Source organism: Inquilinus sp. NPDC058860, assembly GCF_042743185.1.
Lineage (GTDB): Bacteria > Pseudomonadota > Alphaproteobacteria > DSM-16000 > Inquilinaceae > Inquilinus.
In genome coordinates this window covers 111649-128472 of sequence record NZ_JBHYMS010000018.1, presented here as the reverse complement: position 1 = coordinate 128472, position 16824 = coordinate 111649, and the positions used below count along the sequence as shown (strand labels likewise).

General features: G+C 69.3%; 16 protein-coding genes. 6 read left to right on the top strand and 10 right to left on the bottom strand.

The window, feature by feature from the left end; all coding sequences use genetic code 11:
* Positions 1–152 precede the first annotated feature (152 nt).
* From rpsI to ACFW16_RS15175, 3 genes are all read right to left on the bottom strand, one after another.
* Positions 153–629, bottom strand: a complete 477-nt coding sequence (gene rpsI, locus ACFW16_RS15185; protein WP_380306326.1) for a 30S ribosomal protein S9 — start codon at positions 627–629, stop codon at positions 153–155.
* Between the two features lie 4 nt (positions 630–633).
* The gene (gene rplM, locus ACFW16_RS15180; protein WP_034842861.1) at positions 634–1092 is read right to left on the bottom strand and encodes a 50S ribosomal protein L13; all 459 of its coding nucleotides are present in this window, start codon (positions 1090–1092) and stop codon (positions 634–636) included.
* Positions 1093–1295: 203 nt separating this feature from the next.
* A complete protein-coding gene (locus ACFW16_RS15175; protein ID WP_380306324.1) occupies positions 1296–2432 on the bottom strand; it encodes a helix-turn-helix transcriptional regulator in 1137 nt (378 codons plus the stop codon).
* Positions 2433–2743: 311 nt separating this feature from the next.
* Here ACFW16_RS15175 and ACFW16_RS15170 point away from each other — a divergent pair, with 311 nt between their 5' ends.
* Entirely contained in the window at positions 2744–4573 is a 1830-nt protein-coding gene (locus tag ACFW16_RS15170; protein WP_380306322.1) for a calcium-binding protein, read from the top strand.
* Between the two features lie 6 nt (positions 4574–4579).
* Here the strand turns inward: ACFW16_RS15170 and ACFW16_RS15165 are convergent, their stop codons facing one another.
* Both ACFW16_RS15165 and ACFW16_RS15160 read right to left on the bottom strand, forming a co-directional pair.
* Positions 4580–5002, bottom strand: coding sequence for a PaaI family thioesterase (locus ACFW16_RS15165; protein WP_380306320.1), 423 nt, complete (start codon positions 5000–5002; stop codon positions 4580–4582).
* An 82-nt stretch (positions 5003–5084) separates the two neighbouring features.
* On the bottom strand, positions 5085–7856 hold the full coding sequence (locus tag ACFW16_RS15160; RefSeq protein WP_380306318.1) for a hypothetical protein: 2772 nt from the start codon (positions 7854–7856) through the stop codon (positions 5085–5087).
* A gap of 152 nt (positions 7857–8008) precedes the next feature.
* On the opposite strand from ACFW16_RS15160, the gene ACFW16_RS15155 reads away from it, so the two are divergent.
* From ACFW16_RS15155 to ACFW16_RS15145, 3 genes are read left to right on the top strand one after another with little or no spacing between them, the layout of a single operon-like run.
* Entirely contained in the window at positions 8009–8821 is an 813-nt protein-coding gene (locus tag ACFW16_RS15155) for an enoyl-CoA hydratase (protein WP_380306316.1), read from the top strand.
* Between the two features lie 7 nt (positions 8822–8828).
* The gene (locus tag ACFW16_RS15150; RefSeq protein WP_380306314.1) at positions 8829–9317 is read left to right on the top strand and encodes a CoA-binding protein; all 489 of its coding nucleotides are present in this window, start codon (positions 8829–8831) and stop codon (positions 9315–9317) included.
* A gap of 5 nt (positions 9318–9322) precedes the next feature.
* Positions 9323–10624: an O-acetylhomoserine aminocarboxypropyltransferase gene (locus tag ACFW16_RS15145; RefSeq protein WP_380306312.1), complete on the top strand. Its 1302-nt coding sequence runs from the start codon at positions 9323–9325 to the stop codon at positions 10622–10624.
* A 90-nt stretch (positions 10625–10714) separates the two neighbouring features.
* Here ACFW16_RS15145 and ACFW16_RS15140 read toward each other — a convergent pair whose 3' ends face one another.
* Positions 10715–11590 carry a LysR family transcriptional regulator gene (locus ACFW16_RS15140; protein ID WP_380306310.1) on the bottom strand — a complete coding sequence of 292 codons (876 nt, stop codon included), beginning with the start codon at positions 11588–11590 and terminating at the stop codon, positions 10715–10717.
* 93 nt (positions 11591–11683) lie between these two features.
* Between ACFW16_RS15140 and ACFW16_RS15135 the strand changes: the two genes are divergently transcribed.
* Positions 11684–12670, top strand: coding sequence for a quinone oxidoreductase family protein (locus tag ACFW16_RS15135; RefSeq protein WP_380306308.1), 987 nt, complete (start codon positions 11684–11686; stop codon positions 12668–12670).
* Here ACFW16_RS15135 and ACFW16_RS15130 read toward each other — a convergent pair.
* The 4 genes from ACFW16_RS15130 to maiA all read right to left on the bottom strand — a co-directional run bounded on the left by ACFW16_RS15130 (position 12667) and on the right by maiA (position 16130).
* Positions 12667–13251: an SOS response-associated peptidase gene (locus ACFW16_RS15130; protein WP_380306306.1), complete on the bottom strand. Its 585-nt coding sequence runs from the start codon at positions 13249–13251 to the stop codon at positions 12667–12669. The genes ACFW16_RS15135 and ACFW16_RS15130 overlap by 4 nt on opposite strands.
* Positions 13252–13278: 27 nt before the next feature.
* On the bottom strand, positions 13279–14169 hold the full coding sequence (locus ACFW16_RS15125; RefSeq protein WP_380306304.1) for an amidohydrolase family protein: 891 nt from the start codon (positions 14167–14169) through the stop codon (positions 13279–13281).
* Positions 14156–15421, bottom strand: coding sequence for an MFS transporter (locus ACFW16_RS15120; protein ID WP_380306302.1), 1266 nt, complete (start codon positions 15419–15421; stop codon positions 14156–14158). Before ACFW16_RS15120 ends, ACFW16_RS15125 begins: the two co-directional genes overlap by 14 nt.
* Before the next feature lie 67 nt (positions 15422–15488).
* A complete protein-coding gene (gene maiA / locus ACFW16_RS15115) occupies positions 15489–16130 on the bottom strand; it encodes a maleylacetoacetate isomerase (RefSeq protein WP_380306300.1) in 642 nt (213 codons plus the stop codon).
* Positions 16131–16196: 66 nt separating this feature from the next.
* On the opposite strand from maiA, the gene ACFW16_RS15110 reads away from it, so the two are divergent.
* On the top strand, positions 16197–16823 hold the full coding sequence (locus tag ACFW16_RS15110; protein ID WP_380306298.1) for an HAD family hydrolase: 627 nt from the start codon (positions 16197–16199) through the stop codon (positions 16821–16823).
* Position 16824: the final 1 nt, after the last annotated feature.

Below are 16824 nucleotides of genomic sequence, written 5' to 3'. Positions count from 1 at the left end.
AAGGCCCGCAGAGGACTCTCACCTCCAAGTCACAAACCGGGGCACCACTCCCGGCTCTCGGTGCTCTCGCACCTCGCGCCATGCCTGGCGCACACGGAAAAGGGGCGCCCGAAGGCGCCCCTTTCCGAACAATGGATCCGAAGCGGTCCGGATCAGCGCTTGGAGAACTGGAAGCTCCGGCGGGCGCCGGCCTTGCCGTACTTCTTGCGCTCGACCACGCGCGGGTCGCGGGTGAGGAAGCCGTGGGCCTTGAGCGCGCCGCGCAGGCCCGGCTCATAGGCCACCAGGGCGCGGCTGAGGCCGTGCCGGACCGCGCCGGCCTGGCCGGAGAGGCCGCCGCCGGTGACGGTGCAGACGACGTCGAACTGGTTCGCCCGGTCGCAAACCTCGAACGGCTGCTTCAGCAGCATGCGCAGCACCGGACGGGCGAAGTAGATCTCCTGGTCGCGGCCGTTGACCGTGACCTTGCCGCTGCCGGGCTTGATCCAGACGCGGGCGACCGCGTCCTTGCGGCGGCCGGTGCCGTAGGAGCGGCCCTGGGCGTCGCGCTTCGGCTCCACCGGCGCGGCCTCGGCCACGGCGCCTTCGAGGGTCGGCTTCAGATCGGAGAGGGACTGCAGATCGGCCACGGCCTTACCTCTTGTTCTTCGGATTCATGGCAGCGACGTCCAGCACCTCGGGCTGCTGCGCCTCGTGCGGATGCGACGCACCGGCATAGACCTTGAGGTTGCCCATGACCTTCCGGCCCAGGGGCCCGCGGGTGATCATGCGCTCGACCGCCTTCTCGATCACGCGCTCCGGATGGGCGCCGTCGAGGATCTGGCCCTTGGACCGGCCCTTGATGCCGCCGGCATAGCCGGTGTGCCAGTAGAAGATGCTGTCCTGGCGCTTGTTGCCGGTCAGCCGGACCTTCTCGGCATTGACGACGATCACGTTGTCGCCGGTGTCGACGTGAGGGGTGAAGGTGGTCTTGTGCTTGCCGCGAAGGCGCATCGCGATGATGCTGGCGAGCCGACCGAGAACGACGCCGTCGGCGTCGACCACGATCCACTTCTTCTCCACCTCGGCGGGCTTGGCGGAATATGTCTTCATGACGGGCCCTTGATCGAGGGTCGGGAACGGATGCCGCCGGGCGCCCCTGGGGAGGGGTTCCGGCGAGACGCGGCTATCTACGCGTCCGGCCCGCCGGCGTCAATGGAAAAAAGCAGAGATCCGACAGAGACTTAGGACAACGGTATTTCGATACCTTTGCCGTAGGCCGCAGAATCGCTGGCCATTCGGCGCCATGCCGGCGATCAGGCCGCGGCGAAGCCCTGCATCACCAGCCGGACCAGATCGGCCTGGCGATGGACGCCGGTCTTGTCGAACACGGCCTTGAGATAGCCGCGGACCGTGTTGGCGCTGATGCCCCATTCCTCTGCCAGGCTGCCGATGGTCGCGCCGGAGGCCAGGCGCGCCGCCACCTCCGCCTCCCGCACGGTCAGGCCGAAGGCGGCGATCAGCGCCCGCTCGTCGACCGACCGGGCGGCGTCCGGCGCCGCTAGGAAGATCGCCGCCCGCGCCGGGCCGCAGCGCCCGTCCGCCGGATCGACGGCGGTGACGGGCGCGACCGTCAGCACCAGCGGCGCGCCGCCCTCCGGATCCGACAGGCACAGCCGGGCCGAGGCGGCGGCGGATCGCGGCAGGGCGGCGTCGGCCGGTCGCGCCACGATCGCGGACATCGCCGCCACCAGCTGGCGCAGGAAGGCGGTTTCGGCGGGCAGCGCCGCGGCCACCCCGGCCGAGGACAGCCGCAGGCCGCGATGCCGCCGGGCGATCTCCGCCGCCCGCCCGTTGACGAAATACGGCCGGCAGTCGGAATCGACCAGGATCACGCCGCTGTCCAGCGCCTCCAGCACCGACCGGCTCTCCGCCGCCAGCAGCTCGCTGGCGGCCAGCCGCCGGCGCAGGCGCTGTGCCGCCGCGAAATGCGGCATCACCAGCTGCAGCGCCTGCAGCTCCGCCGGCGCGAAATCCCCGAGCCGGGGCGGCCGGCAGACCGCGACGGTGTGCGACCGCACCCGGCCGCGCCAGGCGAAGACGCCGGCACGGAAGCCGTCCATCGGCCGGACGATCTCGTTGTACATCTCGGTCCGCAGGAACTCGGCATCGGCCATGAGGCTGGACGACGCCACCACCCGCCCCGCCGGGATCGCCCGCAGCCAGGCCTCCGCCGGGCCGCCGCTGCCGGCCGCCTGCACCAGCCGGTCCAGGGAAGCGCGGTCGACACCGACGGCGAGCCCGGCGGCCGGCCGCCCCGCCTCCCGAGTCAGCAACACCGCGTGGCCGGCCCCGACCAGCCCGCGCACGGCTTCGAGGCCGTCCGCCCATCCTCCCGGCCGCAGGGCCGCGTCATAGATGCGCTCGACCGCTCCGGAAACCGCCTCCGCCAACATGCTCGCCCCGAATGCCCCATGAAATCACGCGAACGTGCAAAGGCGGCCAAAAGACAAGCGGAAGATGGCAATCCTCGGGACCGGATTGTGGCAACCTGCCATAACCTCTCTGGAGGTTAGGAAACCGCCTCGGCCAGCATGCCCGCCCCGAAGCACCGCGAGCCCCGAAATCCGCGGACCGGTGAAAACCCGGCAGGATAGTGCCGTTCCCGTGGGTACGCATCCACGGTTCGGATGACGCCGCCGCGGCCAAGTCAAGGCAAGCTGATCGGATCCACGGCAGGAACCAGGCAGACGGGAAGGCTGACATGGCAATCTATGGCGACGGCGAAAAGAACACCATAAACGGCACGATCGGCGACGATGAGATCTACGCCTATGGCGACAACGATTTCGTGCGGGGCGATTCCGGCGCCGACACGATCGATGGCGGCTACGGCGAGGATACCCTTTACGGTGACCTCGGCGACGACACGATCTATGGCGGCTATGGCGACGACAACCTGGATGGCGGCACCTCCTACGGCGACGCCAATGACGGCAACGACAAGCTCTACGGCGGATACGGCGACGATGTTCTCGACGGCTACAGCGGCAACGACCAGCTCTCCGGCGGCTACGGCGACGACTACATCTACGATGCTCGGGGCGACAATGGAAGTTACTCCGGAGACGCAGGAGATGACTATATTTCCATCAGCCACAAAGTCCTAACTGGTCTGACCAGCTACATTTACGGCGGAACTGGTAACGACTATCTCGGCGCCTATGGTGACGGCAAATTCTACATCGACGGCGGTTCGGGCGACGATTTCGTCGATCGCAGGGCCATAGGCGACGACACAATCTACGGCGGTTCGGGAGATGACGATCTCCGGGCCGGCGATGGAAACGATACGCTCGATGCCGGTGATGACCAGGACTACTGCTCCGGTGAGGAGGGCAACGACGTTATCGCCGGCGGTTCAGGCGACGACCGGCTCTATGGTGATGCCGGATCCGACCGGCTGATCGGCGGCGCCGGGATCGACTATCTCGTCGGGGGTGCCGATGGCGATGTCTATGTCATCGGCGCGCAAGACTTCTCCCCGACCGGCGTGTTTCTGGATCAGATCATCGAATATGCCGGCGAGGGCACCGACGGGATCGAAAGCTCCGTCTCGCTCTCGCTCGTCGGGTTCGGGGCCATTGAGAACCTGATGCTGACATACGGCGACCTTTCCGGCACGGGCAACGCCCTCGCCAACTATATGGCCGGCGGGTCCGGCGACAACACCCTGTGGGGCATGGCCGGCAGCGACCGGCTCTACGGCTTCGACGGCGACGATATCCTGCGGGGCGGGTCGGGGGCCGACCGGCTGGACGGCGGCAACGGCGCCGACATCGCGACCTATTCGGAGAGCAGCACGGGCGTCACCGCCAACCTCGCGACCGGCAAGGGCGTCGGCGGCTATGCCCAGGGCGACACCTATTTCGGCGTCGAGAACCTCAACGGCAGCCAGGGGGCGGATCTGCTGACCGGCAACGGCGGCGCCAACGCGCTGCGCGGCATGGGCGGGAACGACGTCCTGCGCGGCGGCGCCGGCGCCGATTCCCTGGACGGCGGCGCGGGGCTGGACACCGCCTCCTACGCGACCGCGGCCGCCGGCGTCACGGTCAATCTGGGCACCCGGGTCGGGACGTCCGGCGAGGCGTTCGGGGACACCTACACGAGCATCGAGAACGCCGTCGGCTCGGCCGGCGCCGATACCATCACCGGCAGCAGCGGCGCCAATGTGCTGAACGGCTGGGCCGGGCGGGACGTCCTGACCGGCGGCGCCGGAGCCGACCGCTTCGCCTTCTCCGCCGGATCGCACAGCGGTCTCGGCGCCAACGCCGACCGGATCACCGATTTCAGCCGGTCGCAAGGCGACAGGATCGACCTGTCGGCCATCGATGCCAGATCGGCGACCGCCGGCGACCAGGCCTTCAGCTTCATCGGCACGGCCGCCTTCGGCCACGTCGCCGGGCAGCTGCGCTATGCCACGTCCGGCAACACCACCGTCATCGGGGGCGACATCAACGGCGACGGCGTCTCCGACTTCAACATCGCGCTGACCGGAGTCATCGCCCTCAAGGCCGGAGACTTCGTGTTGTAGCGGGCTTCATCCGCGCGGCGGGATCGAATAGGTGCCGGTGGCATGGGCCACCGGCTCGTCCTCGCCTTCCGAGAACAGCAGCACCTCGCCATAGGCCAGGCGCTTGCCGAGCTTGAGCAGGCGGGCCTCGGCGATCACCGGCACCAGGGCCGGGCGGCGCAGGAAGTTGATCGCCATCGAGGTGGTGACCGCGAGCTCGACCCGGCCGATCCGGCTGAGCACCGCGGCGTAGAGCGCGACATCGGCCAGGCCGAACAGGGCCGGGCCGGTGATGGTGCCGCCCGGCCGGACGAAATCCTCGCGGCAGGGCATCACCAGCTTCGCCGTGCCCGCCCCCAGCGCCGCGACCGTAACGCCGAACGCGCCGATCAGCGGCACGCCCTCGCGGATGATCGCCTCCACGGTCTCGGCCTCGATCGCCGGCTGCATCGCCGCCCTCCCCTCCGGTTTCCGCCAGTAGGGCGGAGCGCGGCGGCCGCCGCAACCCCTGACGCGGGTGGCCGGGCGGGCTCTACACAGTCCTGTCCGGCGCGACTTGCGCGAGCCAGGCGTTGAGGTCCTTCGAGCTGATCTTGCTGTCCGACGAGCCGCCCTCGCGGATGGCATCGAGCGCATGGCGGAAGTCGTTGTTGTCGAGCAGGAACTGCGCAGCCGCCTTCTCTTCCTCGCTCTTCCCCGTATCGGCGACGATCTTCTTCAAATCTTTCTCGCTGACGATCGAGTCCTTGCCGTTCCATTCGTCCCAGCGCTCGATGATCGTCTCCATCTTTGCCTGGTTCGCTTTATAGAACTCGGCATCGTAGGTGCGCGCGACATTGATCCTGAAGTAATCATTGACCGAGTCGTAGCCGCCGGCATCCATGTCGGTATCGCCGAAGGGGCGTGCGTCGTCCGTCTGATAGCTGTAGCCGTGCGGCCCCGGCTGGGACGTCGCGCCGGACAGATATTTCTCGAACAGGTTCTTCTCGCGCAGATTGCCGTCGCGATGGAGGTAGGGCGCCAAACGGTTGAGGGAGCTGCCGCGTTCGCCCTCGGTGCTCCGGAAATGCTCCCATTCGTCCTTCTGGAAGGCGAACAGGGACTGGTCCTCCGGCGTGTCCCGCCCGCCATACATGTAGCTGGCGTAGCGGGCGTATTCGAGCTTGTCGCCCCAGTCCCCGGCGGTCACCCCCTGGCCGGCGAGACGCTGGAAGAACTCTCCCTGGGAGTCGGTGAGCTTCTGCATCTTCTGATGGTTGATGGCTTCGGCGATCAGCGCGCCGGCCACGCCGAAGACCGTTCCGGCGATGCCGAGCACGGGCCCGAGGACGCGGCTGCCCATCGCCAGGCCCTGCACCACGCGCGCGCCGATATTGCCGCCGAGCCGTGCGGCGAGGTTGGAGCCGTTCGGCGCGAACATCTTGATGGTGTTCATGGCGGCCATCGCGGTCGTGGCCGAGCCGCCGCCGATGCTGAGCCCCGCGCCGGCCTTCTCGAGCGCCGTGTCGGCATTCTTCAGCGCCCGGACGCCCGTCACGATGTCCATCACGCCGCCGGTGACATCGAGCCCGGCGCCGCCCATGAACCGCACGAAGGTCCGGCCCAGCTTCTTGGCCATGGACCCGTCGGGGGACGCCCCCAGCTGTTCGCCGAGCTTGGAGATGGCGTCGTCGAAATCCTTGCGGTCGGCCTCGCTCAGATTGCCCAGGCTGAGGCCGACATCGTCTGCCGCCAGCTTGTCGGAGGCGGTCTTCACCGCCTCGTTGACCTTCTTGGCGATATCGGAATCGACGTGCGAGGAGCTGCCCCAAATATCCGGGAAATTGTCGTCGAGCAGCCCGAGCCAGGCGGTCGCGTCCGACTTGGTTCCCATATTGACGAGGTTCGAGCCGAACTTGGCGAAATCGTTGGCGCTGCTCAGGCCGCCGATGAGATCGCGCACCGCCGCGATCTTCTCGTTCCCGGACATGTCGCTCCACCCGCCATTGGCGAGCTGCAGGCCGCCGCTGACGAAGCTCATGGCGCCGGTCAGCGCGCCGAACGTGCCGGTTCTGGCGCCGCCGTCCACGAATTTGCGGAATGAGCTCCGCGCATCCTCCGAAAGGCCGCCCAGCCGGTCGCTGATGACCTGGTCGGTGACCTCCCTGAGCCGGCCCCACTGCAGATCGGTCGTGGGAGCGCCGCCCACCGGCTGCAGCTCCTGCCACACCGTGCGCAGGGCCAGGTTCATCCTGGCCATGTCCTCGGTGCCGAGCTTGTCGGTCATGCCCTTGAAGTCGGAGAAGTACATGTTGATGGCCTCGGCTTCCTTGTAGGCCTTGCTTCCCTTGTCGGCGGCCCCCAGGACGCCATTGATGCCCGATTGCCAGATGTCGACCGTCTGGCGCAGGCCCGCATCGAGGTTCTCCGGATCCACCGTCTCGGGGTCCGCGACATACCCATCGAGCTGATGGGTCATCATGTTCTGGTCGAACTCCTGCTTGCGCGCAGCGTATTTTTCGGGATCGAAGTATTTCAGCGCGCTGAAGTAATTCCCGACCTCCTTGTCGATCTTGTCGGCCAGCCCGTCATCGCCGCTCCCGGTGGCCTTCTCCTTCAAGGCGATGATGTAGTCCTCGAACTTGGCGTTCGATTTCCCATCGGAGAACAATCCCTCCAGGGTCTTGTTCTTGATGCTATCGAGCGTGTCGGACGGCACGCCGTCGAGAGCCGATTTCAACGCGCTGTCATAGCGATCCGAGATGCCCTTCTTGCCCATCAGGTCGGAGATCGCACCGGCGACCTTCTCCTCGTCGAGCAGATCCTTCACGTCCGTGCCGGTCAGCTTGGTCGGATCGGACTGGGATTCGCGGTAGGTCGTCGAGCCGGACTGGATGGCCTCGGCATAGCCGTAGAGCTCGTAGCCGTTGTCGATCGCGCCCTGGGCGTCGATCAGATCGAGCAGCTTGGCCTCGTCGGAATCCTTCGCGATCTTTCCGTTCTTCAGATCGTCCCGCAGCGTCTGGACGAAATCTTCCGTCGCCTTGGTCGCGACCGTCTTGTCGCCATCCACCTTGATGTCGAGGATCCCGTCCCCCGCGAGATCCGGGATGCCATACGCGTCCCGGATCTCCTGCACGCTCATCGAAGAGGGATCGACCGCCCGCTTCTCGCCGACAGGCCCGGCCCTCGGCGCCTGATGCTCCGTCCGCGCGCTCGCCACGGCGCTTTGCCAAGCCGAGACCTGGTTCCCGTCTGCCTCGGTCGGGCGAGAGGGAGGGATCGAGGGCTCTGGGCGGGCCGGGTCCACAGTCGACGTTGCCATGACGCCCTCCTCATCGAGCCGTGCCGAGGAAATCAGACCTAACTCTAGGGCACGCGGCTCGGCCCGTGAACACGAAAAGCCGTCGGCCCTGTTTCATCCGCCGGGCATCGCGGTAGAGTGCGTGCCGCACCGACCGGACCCGAGGAACCGCCATGTCCGCCGCCCCGCTGCCCGCCGCTTCTCCGGCGGAGGATGCCCCGCTGCTGAGGCAGGATGCCGACGGCGTCGCCGTGCTGACCCTGAACCGCCCGGCGGCGCGCAACGCCCTGTCGCTGGCGCTGATGCTGGCGCTGGAGACCGAGCTGCAGGCGATCCGCCAGGACGGGTCGGTCAAGGTCGTGGTGCTGGCGGCATCCGGCCCGGCCTTCTGCGCCGGCCACGATTTGAAAGAGCTGCGCGCCGATTCAAGCCGCGAGCATTACGAGCGCATCTTCGCCCAGTGCTCGGCCCTGATGCTGGCGGTCACCCGCCTGCCCAAGCCGGTGATCGCCCAGGTGCAGGGCATGGCGACCGCCGCCGGCTGCCAGCTGGTCGCCACCTGCGACCTGGCCGTCGCCGCGGCCGAAGCGCGCTTCGCCACGCCGGGCGTGAATATCGGCCTGTTCTGCTCCACCCCCATGGTCGCCCTGTCGCGCGCCGTCGGCCGCAAGCCGGCGATGGAGATGCTGCTGACCGGCGACGCCGTGACCGCCGACCGGGCGCGCGAGCTGGGCCTGGTCAACCGGGTGGTGCCGGCCGGGCGGCTGGCCGAGGAGACCATGGCCCTGGCGCGGCAGATCGCGGCCAAGTCGCCGCTGACCCTGGCGATCGGCAAGGAGGCGTTCTATGAGCAGGCCGAGATGGGGCTGCAGGGCGCCTATGAATATGCGAGCGAGGTGATGGTGCGGAACATGCTGGCCCGCGACGCCGAGGAGGGCATCGACGCCTTCATCGCCAAGCGCCCGCCCGTCTGGCAAGGACGCTGAGACCGGAATGGACCACGAGCGCTACGACGACGGCTATCTCCGCGGCATCCTGCGCGGGGTGAAGACCATCGCCATGGTCGGGGCCAGCCCGAACTGGAACCGGCCCAGCTACTTCGCCATGACCTATCTGCAGGGCAAGGGCTACAAGGTCGTCCCGGTGAACCCCGGCGTCGCCGGCCAGACCATCCTGAAGAAGACGGTCTATGCCCGGCTGGCCGACGTGCCGCAGCCGGTCGACATGGTCGACATCTTCCGCAACAGCGAGGCCGCGGCGGGGGTGGTCGACGAGGCGCTGGCCCTGCCGGCCAGGCCCAAGGTGATCTGGATGCAGCTCGGCGTGCGCAACGACGCCGCCGCGGCGAAGGCGGAGGCCGCCGGCATCCAGGTGGTGATGAACCGCTGCCCGAAGATCGAATGGGCGCGGCTGAACGGCGAGCTGAGCTGGATGGGCACCTCGTCGCGCGTGATCTCGTCGAAAATTCAGCGAAAAGGGTGAGGATGATGTCCGACAGCAGCAGCGGCCCGGGCTTCGAGACGCTGGCGATCCATGCCGGCGCGCGGCCGGACCCGACCACCGGGGCGCGGCAGACGCCGATCTACCAGACCACCTCCTACGTGTTCGAGGATGTCGATCACGCCGCCTCGCTGTTCAACCTGCAGAAGCTGGGCTTCATCTACAGCCGCCTGACCAACCCGACCGTGTCGGTGCTGGAGGAGCGGCTGGCCTCGCTGGAGGGCGGCGTCGGCGCCATCGCCACCGCCTCCGGCCACGCCGCCCAACTGCTGGCCCTGTTCCCGTTCATGGAGCCGGGGGCCGAGATCGTCGCCGCCAACAAGCTGTATGGCGGGTCGATCAACCAGCTCGGCAACAGCTTCAAGCGCGCCTTCGGCTGGACCACGCATTTCGTCGACGCCGACGACCCCGACAACCTCCGCCGCGCCGCCAACGACAAGACCCGCGCGATCTTCGTCGAGAGCCTGGCCAATCCCGGCGGCGTGGTCAGCGACCTGGAGGCGATCGCCCGTGTGGCGCAGGAGCTGGGCGTGCCGCTGATCGTCGACAACACCATGGCGACGCCCTATCTGTGCCGGCCGATCGAATACGGCGCCGACATCATCGTCCACTCCACCACCAAGTTCCTGTCCGGCAACGGCACCTCGATCGGCGGCGTGGTGGTCGATTCCGGCCGCTTCAACTGGGCGCAGTCCGACAAGTTCAAGGGCCTGACAGGGGAGGAGCCGGGCTATCACGGCCTGCGCTTCCACGAGACCTTCGGCGACCTGGCCTACACCTTCTACGGCCACGCCGTCGGCCTGCGCGACCTCGGCGTCAACCAGCAGCCGCTGAACGCCTTCCTCACCCTGCTCGGCATCGAGACGCTGTCGCTGCGGATGGATCGGCACATCGAGAATGCGCAGAAGGTGGCGGAGTTCCTGTCCACCCATCCGTCAGTGGAATGGGTCAACTACGCCGGCCTGCCGTCGTCCAAGTACCATGAGCTGGCAAAGCGGTACCTGCCGCGTGGCGCCGGCGCGGTCTTCACCTTCGGGGTCAAGGGCGGCTTCGACGCCGGCGTGAAGGTGGTGGAGGGCGTCGAGCTGCTGAGCCACCTGGCCAATATCGGCGACGCCCGGTCGCTGATCATCCACCCGGCCTCGACCACCCACCGCCAGCTGACGCCGGAGGGGCTGAAGGCCGCCGGCGCCGGGCCGGAGGTGATCCGTCTGTCGATCGGCCTGGAATCCGTCGGCGACATCATCGCCGACCTCGACCAGGCGCTGCGGGCCGCGACGGGGGTGTGACTGCCGTCAGCGCGTAGGTTGGGTTCGCTTCGGCGAACCCAACATCCCGCGGCCGGCTCGGACTGTTGGGTTCGCCACCGCGAACCCAACCTACGAGGCAGCTCCTTCCAGCAGCCGGCGCTCGCGGGTGAAGATCGCGACGATCGCATCCATCGCCAGCCGCATCCGCGGGGAGCGACGGAGGTCCTCATGGATGCCGATCCAGATCTCGCGGCTGCCGACGCCGTCGCGATCGGCCTCGACGCAGGTCAGGCCGGCATCGGCCTCGCCGACGAAGCAGGGCAAGGCGGCGATGCCGATGCCGGCGCGGGCGGCTTGGAGCAGCGTCGCCATGTCGTTGCTGCGCAGCACCAGCGGCCGCGGCCCGGCATAGGCCAGCATCCAGCGATGCTGCGGCAGCTCGCCCGAGGAGTCGTCATCGCCCAGGAACACCCAATCCTCCGGCCGCCGGCCCGCCAGATAGGACGGCGCGGCGTAGAGGCCGAAGGCCATGGTGCCGACCCGGCGGGCCACGGCGCCGTGCTCGGCCGGCCGCGACAGGCGCAGCACGATGTCGGCCTCGCGCTGGCCCAGCAGCGCCGCCCGCTTCTCGCCGATCAGGGTCAGCACGATGCCGGGATGGGCGGCCAGGAACGGCCCCAGCCGCGGCGCCACGAAGTGGTTGGCCAGGAAGGGCGGGGCCGAGACCGCGACCGGGCCGGCGACGCCGGCACCGCCGGCGGCGTGGCGGGCGAAGGCCAGTGCCTCCTCCTCCAGCCTTACCGCGTCGTCGACCAGGCGCTCGCCCTCCGCGGTCAGGCGCCAGCCGCGCGGCAGCCGGTCGAACAGCCGGGTGCCGAGCGCCGCCTCCAGCGCGTCGACCCGGCGGGCGACGGTGGTGTGCTCGACGCCCAGCCGGCGCGAGGCGGCGGAGAGCGATCCGGCCCGCGCCAGGGCCAGGAAGTAGCGGACGTCACCCCATTCCATCCGTGCATTCTTGCACGGATCGCGTGCGAATTCCCGGACTTCCGAACGGAGCGTACAGGATCCATCTTCGGCCGACCGAACCGAGGAGGCCGCATGTCCACCACCACCCGCGCCATCCGCATCCACGCCGCCGGCGGGCCGGAGGTGCTGTCGCTCGACACCGTCACCCTGGCCGAGCCGGGCCCAGGCGAGATCCTGGTCCGGCAGCGCTTCGCCGGGGTCAATTTCGTCGACATCTATCACCGCACCGGCCTCTACGGTCAGCCAGCCCTGCCGGCCGGGCTGGGCGTCGAGGGCGCCGGCACGGTCGAGCGGGTCGGGCCGGGCGTGACCGGCCTCCGCGAGGGCGATCGCATCGCCTATGCCGGGCTGCCGACCGGCAGCTATGCCGAACGCCGACTGCTGCCGGCCGGCCGCGCCATCCGCCTGCCCGACGGCATCGGCTTCGATGTCGCCGCCGCGGTGCTGGTTCGCGGCCTGACCGCGCATATGCTGTTCGAGCGGGTGCGGCCGCTGCGCCCCGGCGACACGGTGCTGATCCAGGCCGCGGCCGGCGGCGTCGGCGTGATCGCCACGCAATGGGCCAAGCGCCGCGGCGCCACCGTGATCGGCACGGTCGGCGACGCCCGCAAGGCCGAGCTGGCGAAGGCGCATGGCGTCGACCACGCGATCCTCTACCGCGAGACCGATTTCGTCGCCGCGGTGCGCGAGGCGACGGGCGGGCGCGGCGCCGACATGGCGATCGACGGCGTCGGCGGCGACACGCTGATCAGGACCTTCGACGCCATGGCGCCTTACGGCCTGATCGCCAGCCTGGGCCAGGTCGGCGGCAGCCTGCCGACGATCGATGTCGGCGAGCTGGGGCCGGCGCGCTCGATCGGCTTGGCCCGGCCCAGCGTGCTGCGCCATTACCTGCCCGATCCCGTGGTCTATCCGCGCGCCGCGGCCGAGGTGCTGGCCGAGGTCGAGGCCGGGCTGCGGCCGCTGATCGGCGCGGTCCATCCCCTGGCCGAGGCGGCCGCAGCCCACCGGGCGCTGGAGGCCGGCCGCACCAGCGGGTCGGTGCTGCTGGAGACCTAGCCGACCTGCCCGACCGTCAGGCTCCCTGCCGGCAGCGGCTTCAGCAGGGTCTTCGCCGACACCGCGGGGTCCAGCCAGGCGACCCAGTCGGCGCGGTCCAGGATGGCGACCTGGCGGTCGTGATAGGGCGCAATGTCCGACCCGGGGGCCGTGGTCAGCATGGTGAAGGCCTCGCCGACCTCCGGGGCGGCTCTCCAGATCCCGGCGATGCAGAACCACGGCTCCCCCGCCCTGGTGAACAGCCACTTGTCCTTCCGCTTCTTCGCCGGATCCGCCGGGTCGGTGAACTCGTAGAAGCCGTCGGCGACGATCAGACAGCGGCCGGTGGCGAATTCGCGGCCGTCGGAGCGGAAGTTGTAGACCGGCCTGCCGCCCGGCCCCGGCCAGCTCCAGCGCCGCTGGACCAGGTCGCCCGCCCTGTTCTCGCTCATACGGACGATCGGGGCCATGTCGGTGATCTTGATGCTGTCCCGGGCCTCGATGTTCGGCGTGCCCTCGGGGGAACGGAGATCGACCCCCGCGGCCGTGAAGTCCTCGTTGATGGTCGCGGCGTCCACTTTCGAGCTGTACTCGTTGCACATCGGCCCTTCTCCTGGTGCCCAGCCCGATCAGCCGAAGCCGTACAGCCGGGCCGGGTTGGCGGCGAGGACGGCGTCGCGCCGGGCCGGGTCGGGCACCCAGTCGGCCAGCAGGTCGAGCAGATCGCCGACATTCGGCATCGGGCCGGGATGGGCCACATGCGGCCAGTCGCTGCCCCACACCATCCGCTCCGGCGCGGCCGCGACCAGGGCGCGGGCGAAGGGGACGGTGTCGGCATAGGGCGGACCGGCCGTCGAGACGCGGAAGGCGCCGGACAGCTTGACCCAGCCCTTGCCCCGACGCAGCAGGCCCAGCAGCGCCTGGAAGCCGGGATGGTCGAGGCCGGCGGAGACCGGCATGTGGCCCATGTGGTCCACGACGAAGGGCACCGGCAACCGCTCCAGCCGCGGCGCCAGCTCCGGCAAGGTCCGCGCGTCGAGCAGGAACTGCAGATGCCAGCCCAGCTCGCGGCAGCGGTCGCCGAGGCGCTCCAGCTGGTCGAAGCCGACGCCGCCGCCGAACAGCACGTTGAGCCGCAGCCCGACCACGCCGGCGTCCTTCAGCCGGGCCAGCTCGGCGTCGGGCGCGTCGGCCTCGACCACGGCGATGCCGCGCAGCCGGTTCCGGTTGGCCGTCAGCGTCTCGACCATCAGCCGGTTGTCGGTGCCGTGCACGCTGACCTGGACCAGCACGCCGCGCGCCATGCCGACGGCGTCGAGCATGCCGAGATAGGCTTCCGGCGACGCCTCGGGCGGGGTGTAGCTGCGGCTGGCGACCAGCGGATAGCCGGGCGGCCCGCCGATGACATGGGCGTGGGTGTCGCAGGCCCCGGCCGGCAGGACGATCCGGCGCGGCGGATGCGGCGCTGGGTCGGGCGCTTGGCACAGCGGAGCCGTGGGCAGCGGGTCAGCCGTCGGCATGCAGGGTCTTCCCCTTGGTTTCGGGCAGGGCCAGCGCGGCGACGAACAGCAGGGCGTAGGCGCCGATTGCGAACACCGCGATCGCCCGGCCCAGCGGCATGCCGGCGCTGAGAGTGCCGACCAGCATCGGGAACAGGGCGCCGACGCCGCGGCCGAAGTTGTAGGCGAAGCCCTGGCCGGAGCCGCGCAGCCGGGTCGGGAACAGCTCGGTCAGGAAGGCGCCGACGCCGCTGAAATAGCCGGAGCCGAAGAAGCCGAGCGGGAAGCCCAGCAGCAGCACCACCTCGTTGCTCAGGTCGAGGCTGGTATAGGCGAACACCATGACGATGGCGCAAGCCGAGAACAGAAAGAACAGCTTCTTCCGCCCGATCCGGTCGGCCAGGTAGGCGCCGACCAGATAGCCGGTGAACGATCCGGCGATGACCACGGCGAGATAGCCGCTGCTGCCGATGTCGGACAGGCCCTGGCCCTTGAGGTAGCTGGGCAGCCAGGTGGTGATGGCGTAGTAGCCGCCCTGGGCGCCGGTGGTCAGCAGCGAGGTCAGGATCGTGGTCTTCAGGACCGGGCCGGAGAAGATCTCCAGGAGCCCGGGCCGGTCGCCGGTCTCGGCGATCCGGCGCTGCGTCTCGGCGAACACCGGCGGCTCGTCGACGAAGCGGCGCAGGAAGAACACCAGGATCGCCGGCAGGATGCCGATGAAGAACAGGTAGCGCCAGGCGACGGACGGGTCGAAGGCCAGGAACAGCACCGTCTTGACGATCAGCGCGACCGCCCAGCCGATGGCCCAGCCCGACTGCACCGTGCCCACGGCCTTGCCGCGGTGCTCGGCCCGGATCACCTCGCCCATCAGCACGGCGCCGGCGGCCCATTCGCCGCCGAAGCCGAAGCCCATCAGGGCGCGGGCGATCAAGAGCTGTTCGAAGCTCTGGGCGAAGCCGCTCAGGAAGGTGAAGACCGAGAACCACAGGATGGTCAGCTGCAGCGTCCGCACCCGGCCGATGCGGTCGGCCAGCAGGCCCGCGGCCCAGCCGCCGACGGCGGAGCAGAGCAGCGTCACCGTGGCGATCTGGCCGGCCTGGGCGTTGGTCAGGCTCCACAATGCGACGATGGTCGGGATCACGAAGCTGTAGATCTGGACGTCCATCGCATCCAGGCCCCAGCCGGCGAAGCAGGCCCAGAAGGTCCGCCGCTCCGGCGGCGTCATCTCCTGGAACCAGGCGGTCGGGCTGGTGTCGAGCGTCCCGGTGGTCATGCTGCCCCTCGTCATTGCCGCCGCATCCGGCGGATTCGGCGCGCCCCCGGGGCCGCCGGTATCGGCCTCAGGCTTCGGCGTCGCCCTGGCGCTCCGGCGCCGCCTCGGCGAAGGCCGGCAGCGCCACCGCCCGCTCCTCGATCCCGAGCAGCGTTGGATAGGGGTTGAGATCGCAGTCGAAGCGGCGGGCGTTGTAGAGCTGCGGGATCAGGCAGCAATCGGCGACGGTCGGCATCGCGCCGTGGCAGAAGGCGCCGGTCTCCGGCGACCGTGACAGCTGGGTCTCCAGCGCGCCGAACCCCTCCGCCACCCAGTGCCGGTACCACTCCTCGATCGCCGCCTCGTCATGGCCGAGCGGCGAGCGCAGATAGCGCAGCACGCGCAGGTTGTTGATCGGATGGATCTCGCAGGCGATCGACAGCGCGATCGACCGCACCCGGGCGCGGCCCGCCGGGTCGGGCGGCAGCAAGGGCGGGTTGGGGTGCGTTTCCTCGAGATATTCGATGATGGCGAGGGACTGGGTGATCACCGCCCCCTCGCCCTCCAGCGCCGGCACCAGCTTCTGCGGGTTCAGCGACCGGTAGGGCTCGGCCGCCTGCTCGCCCCGGCGCAGATGATGGAACACCGAATCATAGTCGAGCCCCTTCAGCGCCATGGCGATGCGGACCCGATAGGCCGCGGAGGAGCGGTAATAGGTGTGCAGCTTCATGGCTTGGGTCGGCTTTCCCCGCGTGCTACCAGCGAATCCACATAGCCCGAAGCGGAGCCTGTTGCCATGTCCTCGTCACACCCGCCCTCGGGGCGCCCCACCGTCGTCTTCGACATCGGTGCCGTGCTGCTCGAGTGGAACCCGCGGCATCTCTATCGCAAGCTGTTCGCGGACGAGGCGGCGATGGAAGCGTTCCTGACCGAAGTCTGCACCCATGACTGGAATCTGTCGATGGATGCCGGCACGCCCTTCACCGAGGCGATCGCCGCCAAGGTCGCCGAATTCCCGCATCACGAGCCCCTGATCCGCGCCTTCGACGAGCGCTGGGAGGAGATGGTGCCCCATGTCATCGAGGGCACGGTCGAGATCCTGAGGGGGCTGAAGGACCGCGGCGACAAGGTCTATGCCATCACCAACTTCTCGGCCGAGAAGTTCGCGCTGGCCCTGACCAAATGGCCGTTCCTGGGCTGGTTCGACGGCGTCATCGTCTCGGCCCATGAGAAGCTGCTGAAGCCGGATGCGCGGATCTACCGGCTGCTGGAGAGCCGCTTCGGCCTCACCCTCGCCGACTGCATCTTCATCGACGACAACCCGGACAACGTCGTCGGCGCCCGCGCCGTCGGCATGCGCGCGATCCGTTTCGAATCGCCGGAGCAGGCGCGGCGGGAGCTGACCGGGATGGGGGCGCTGTAGG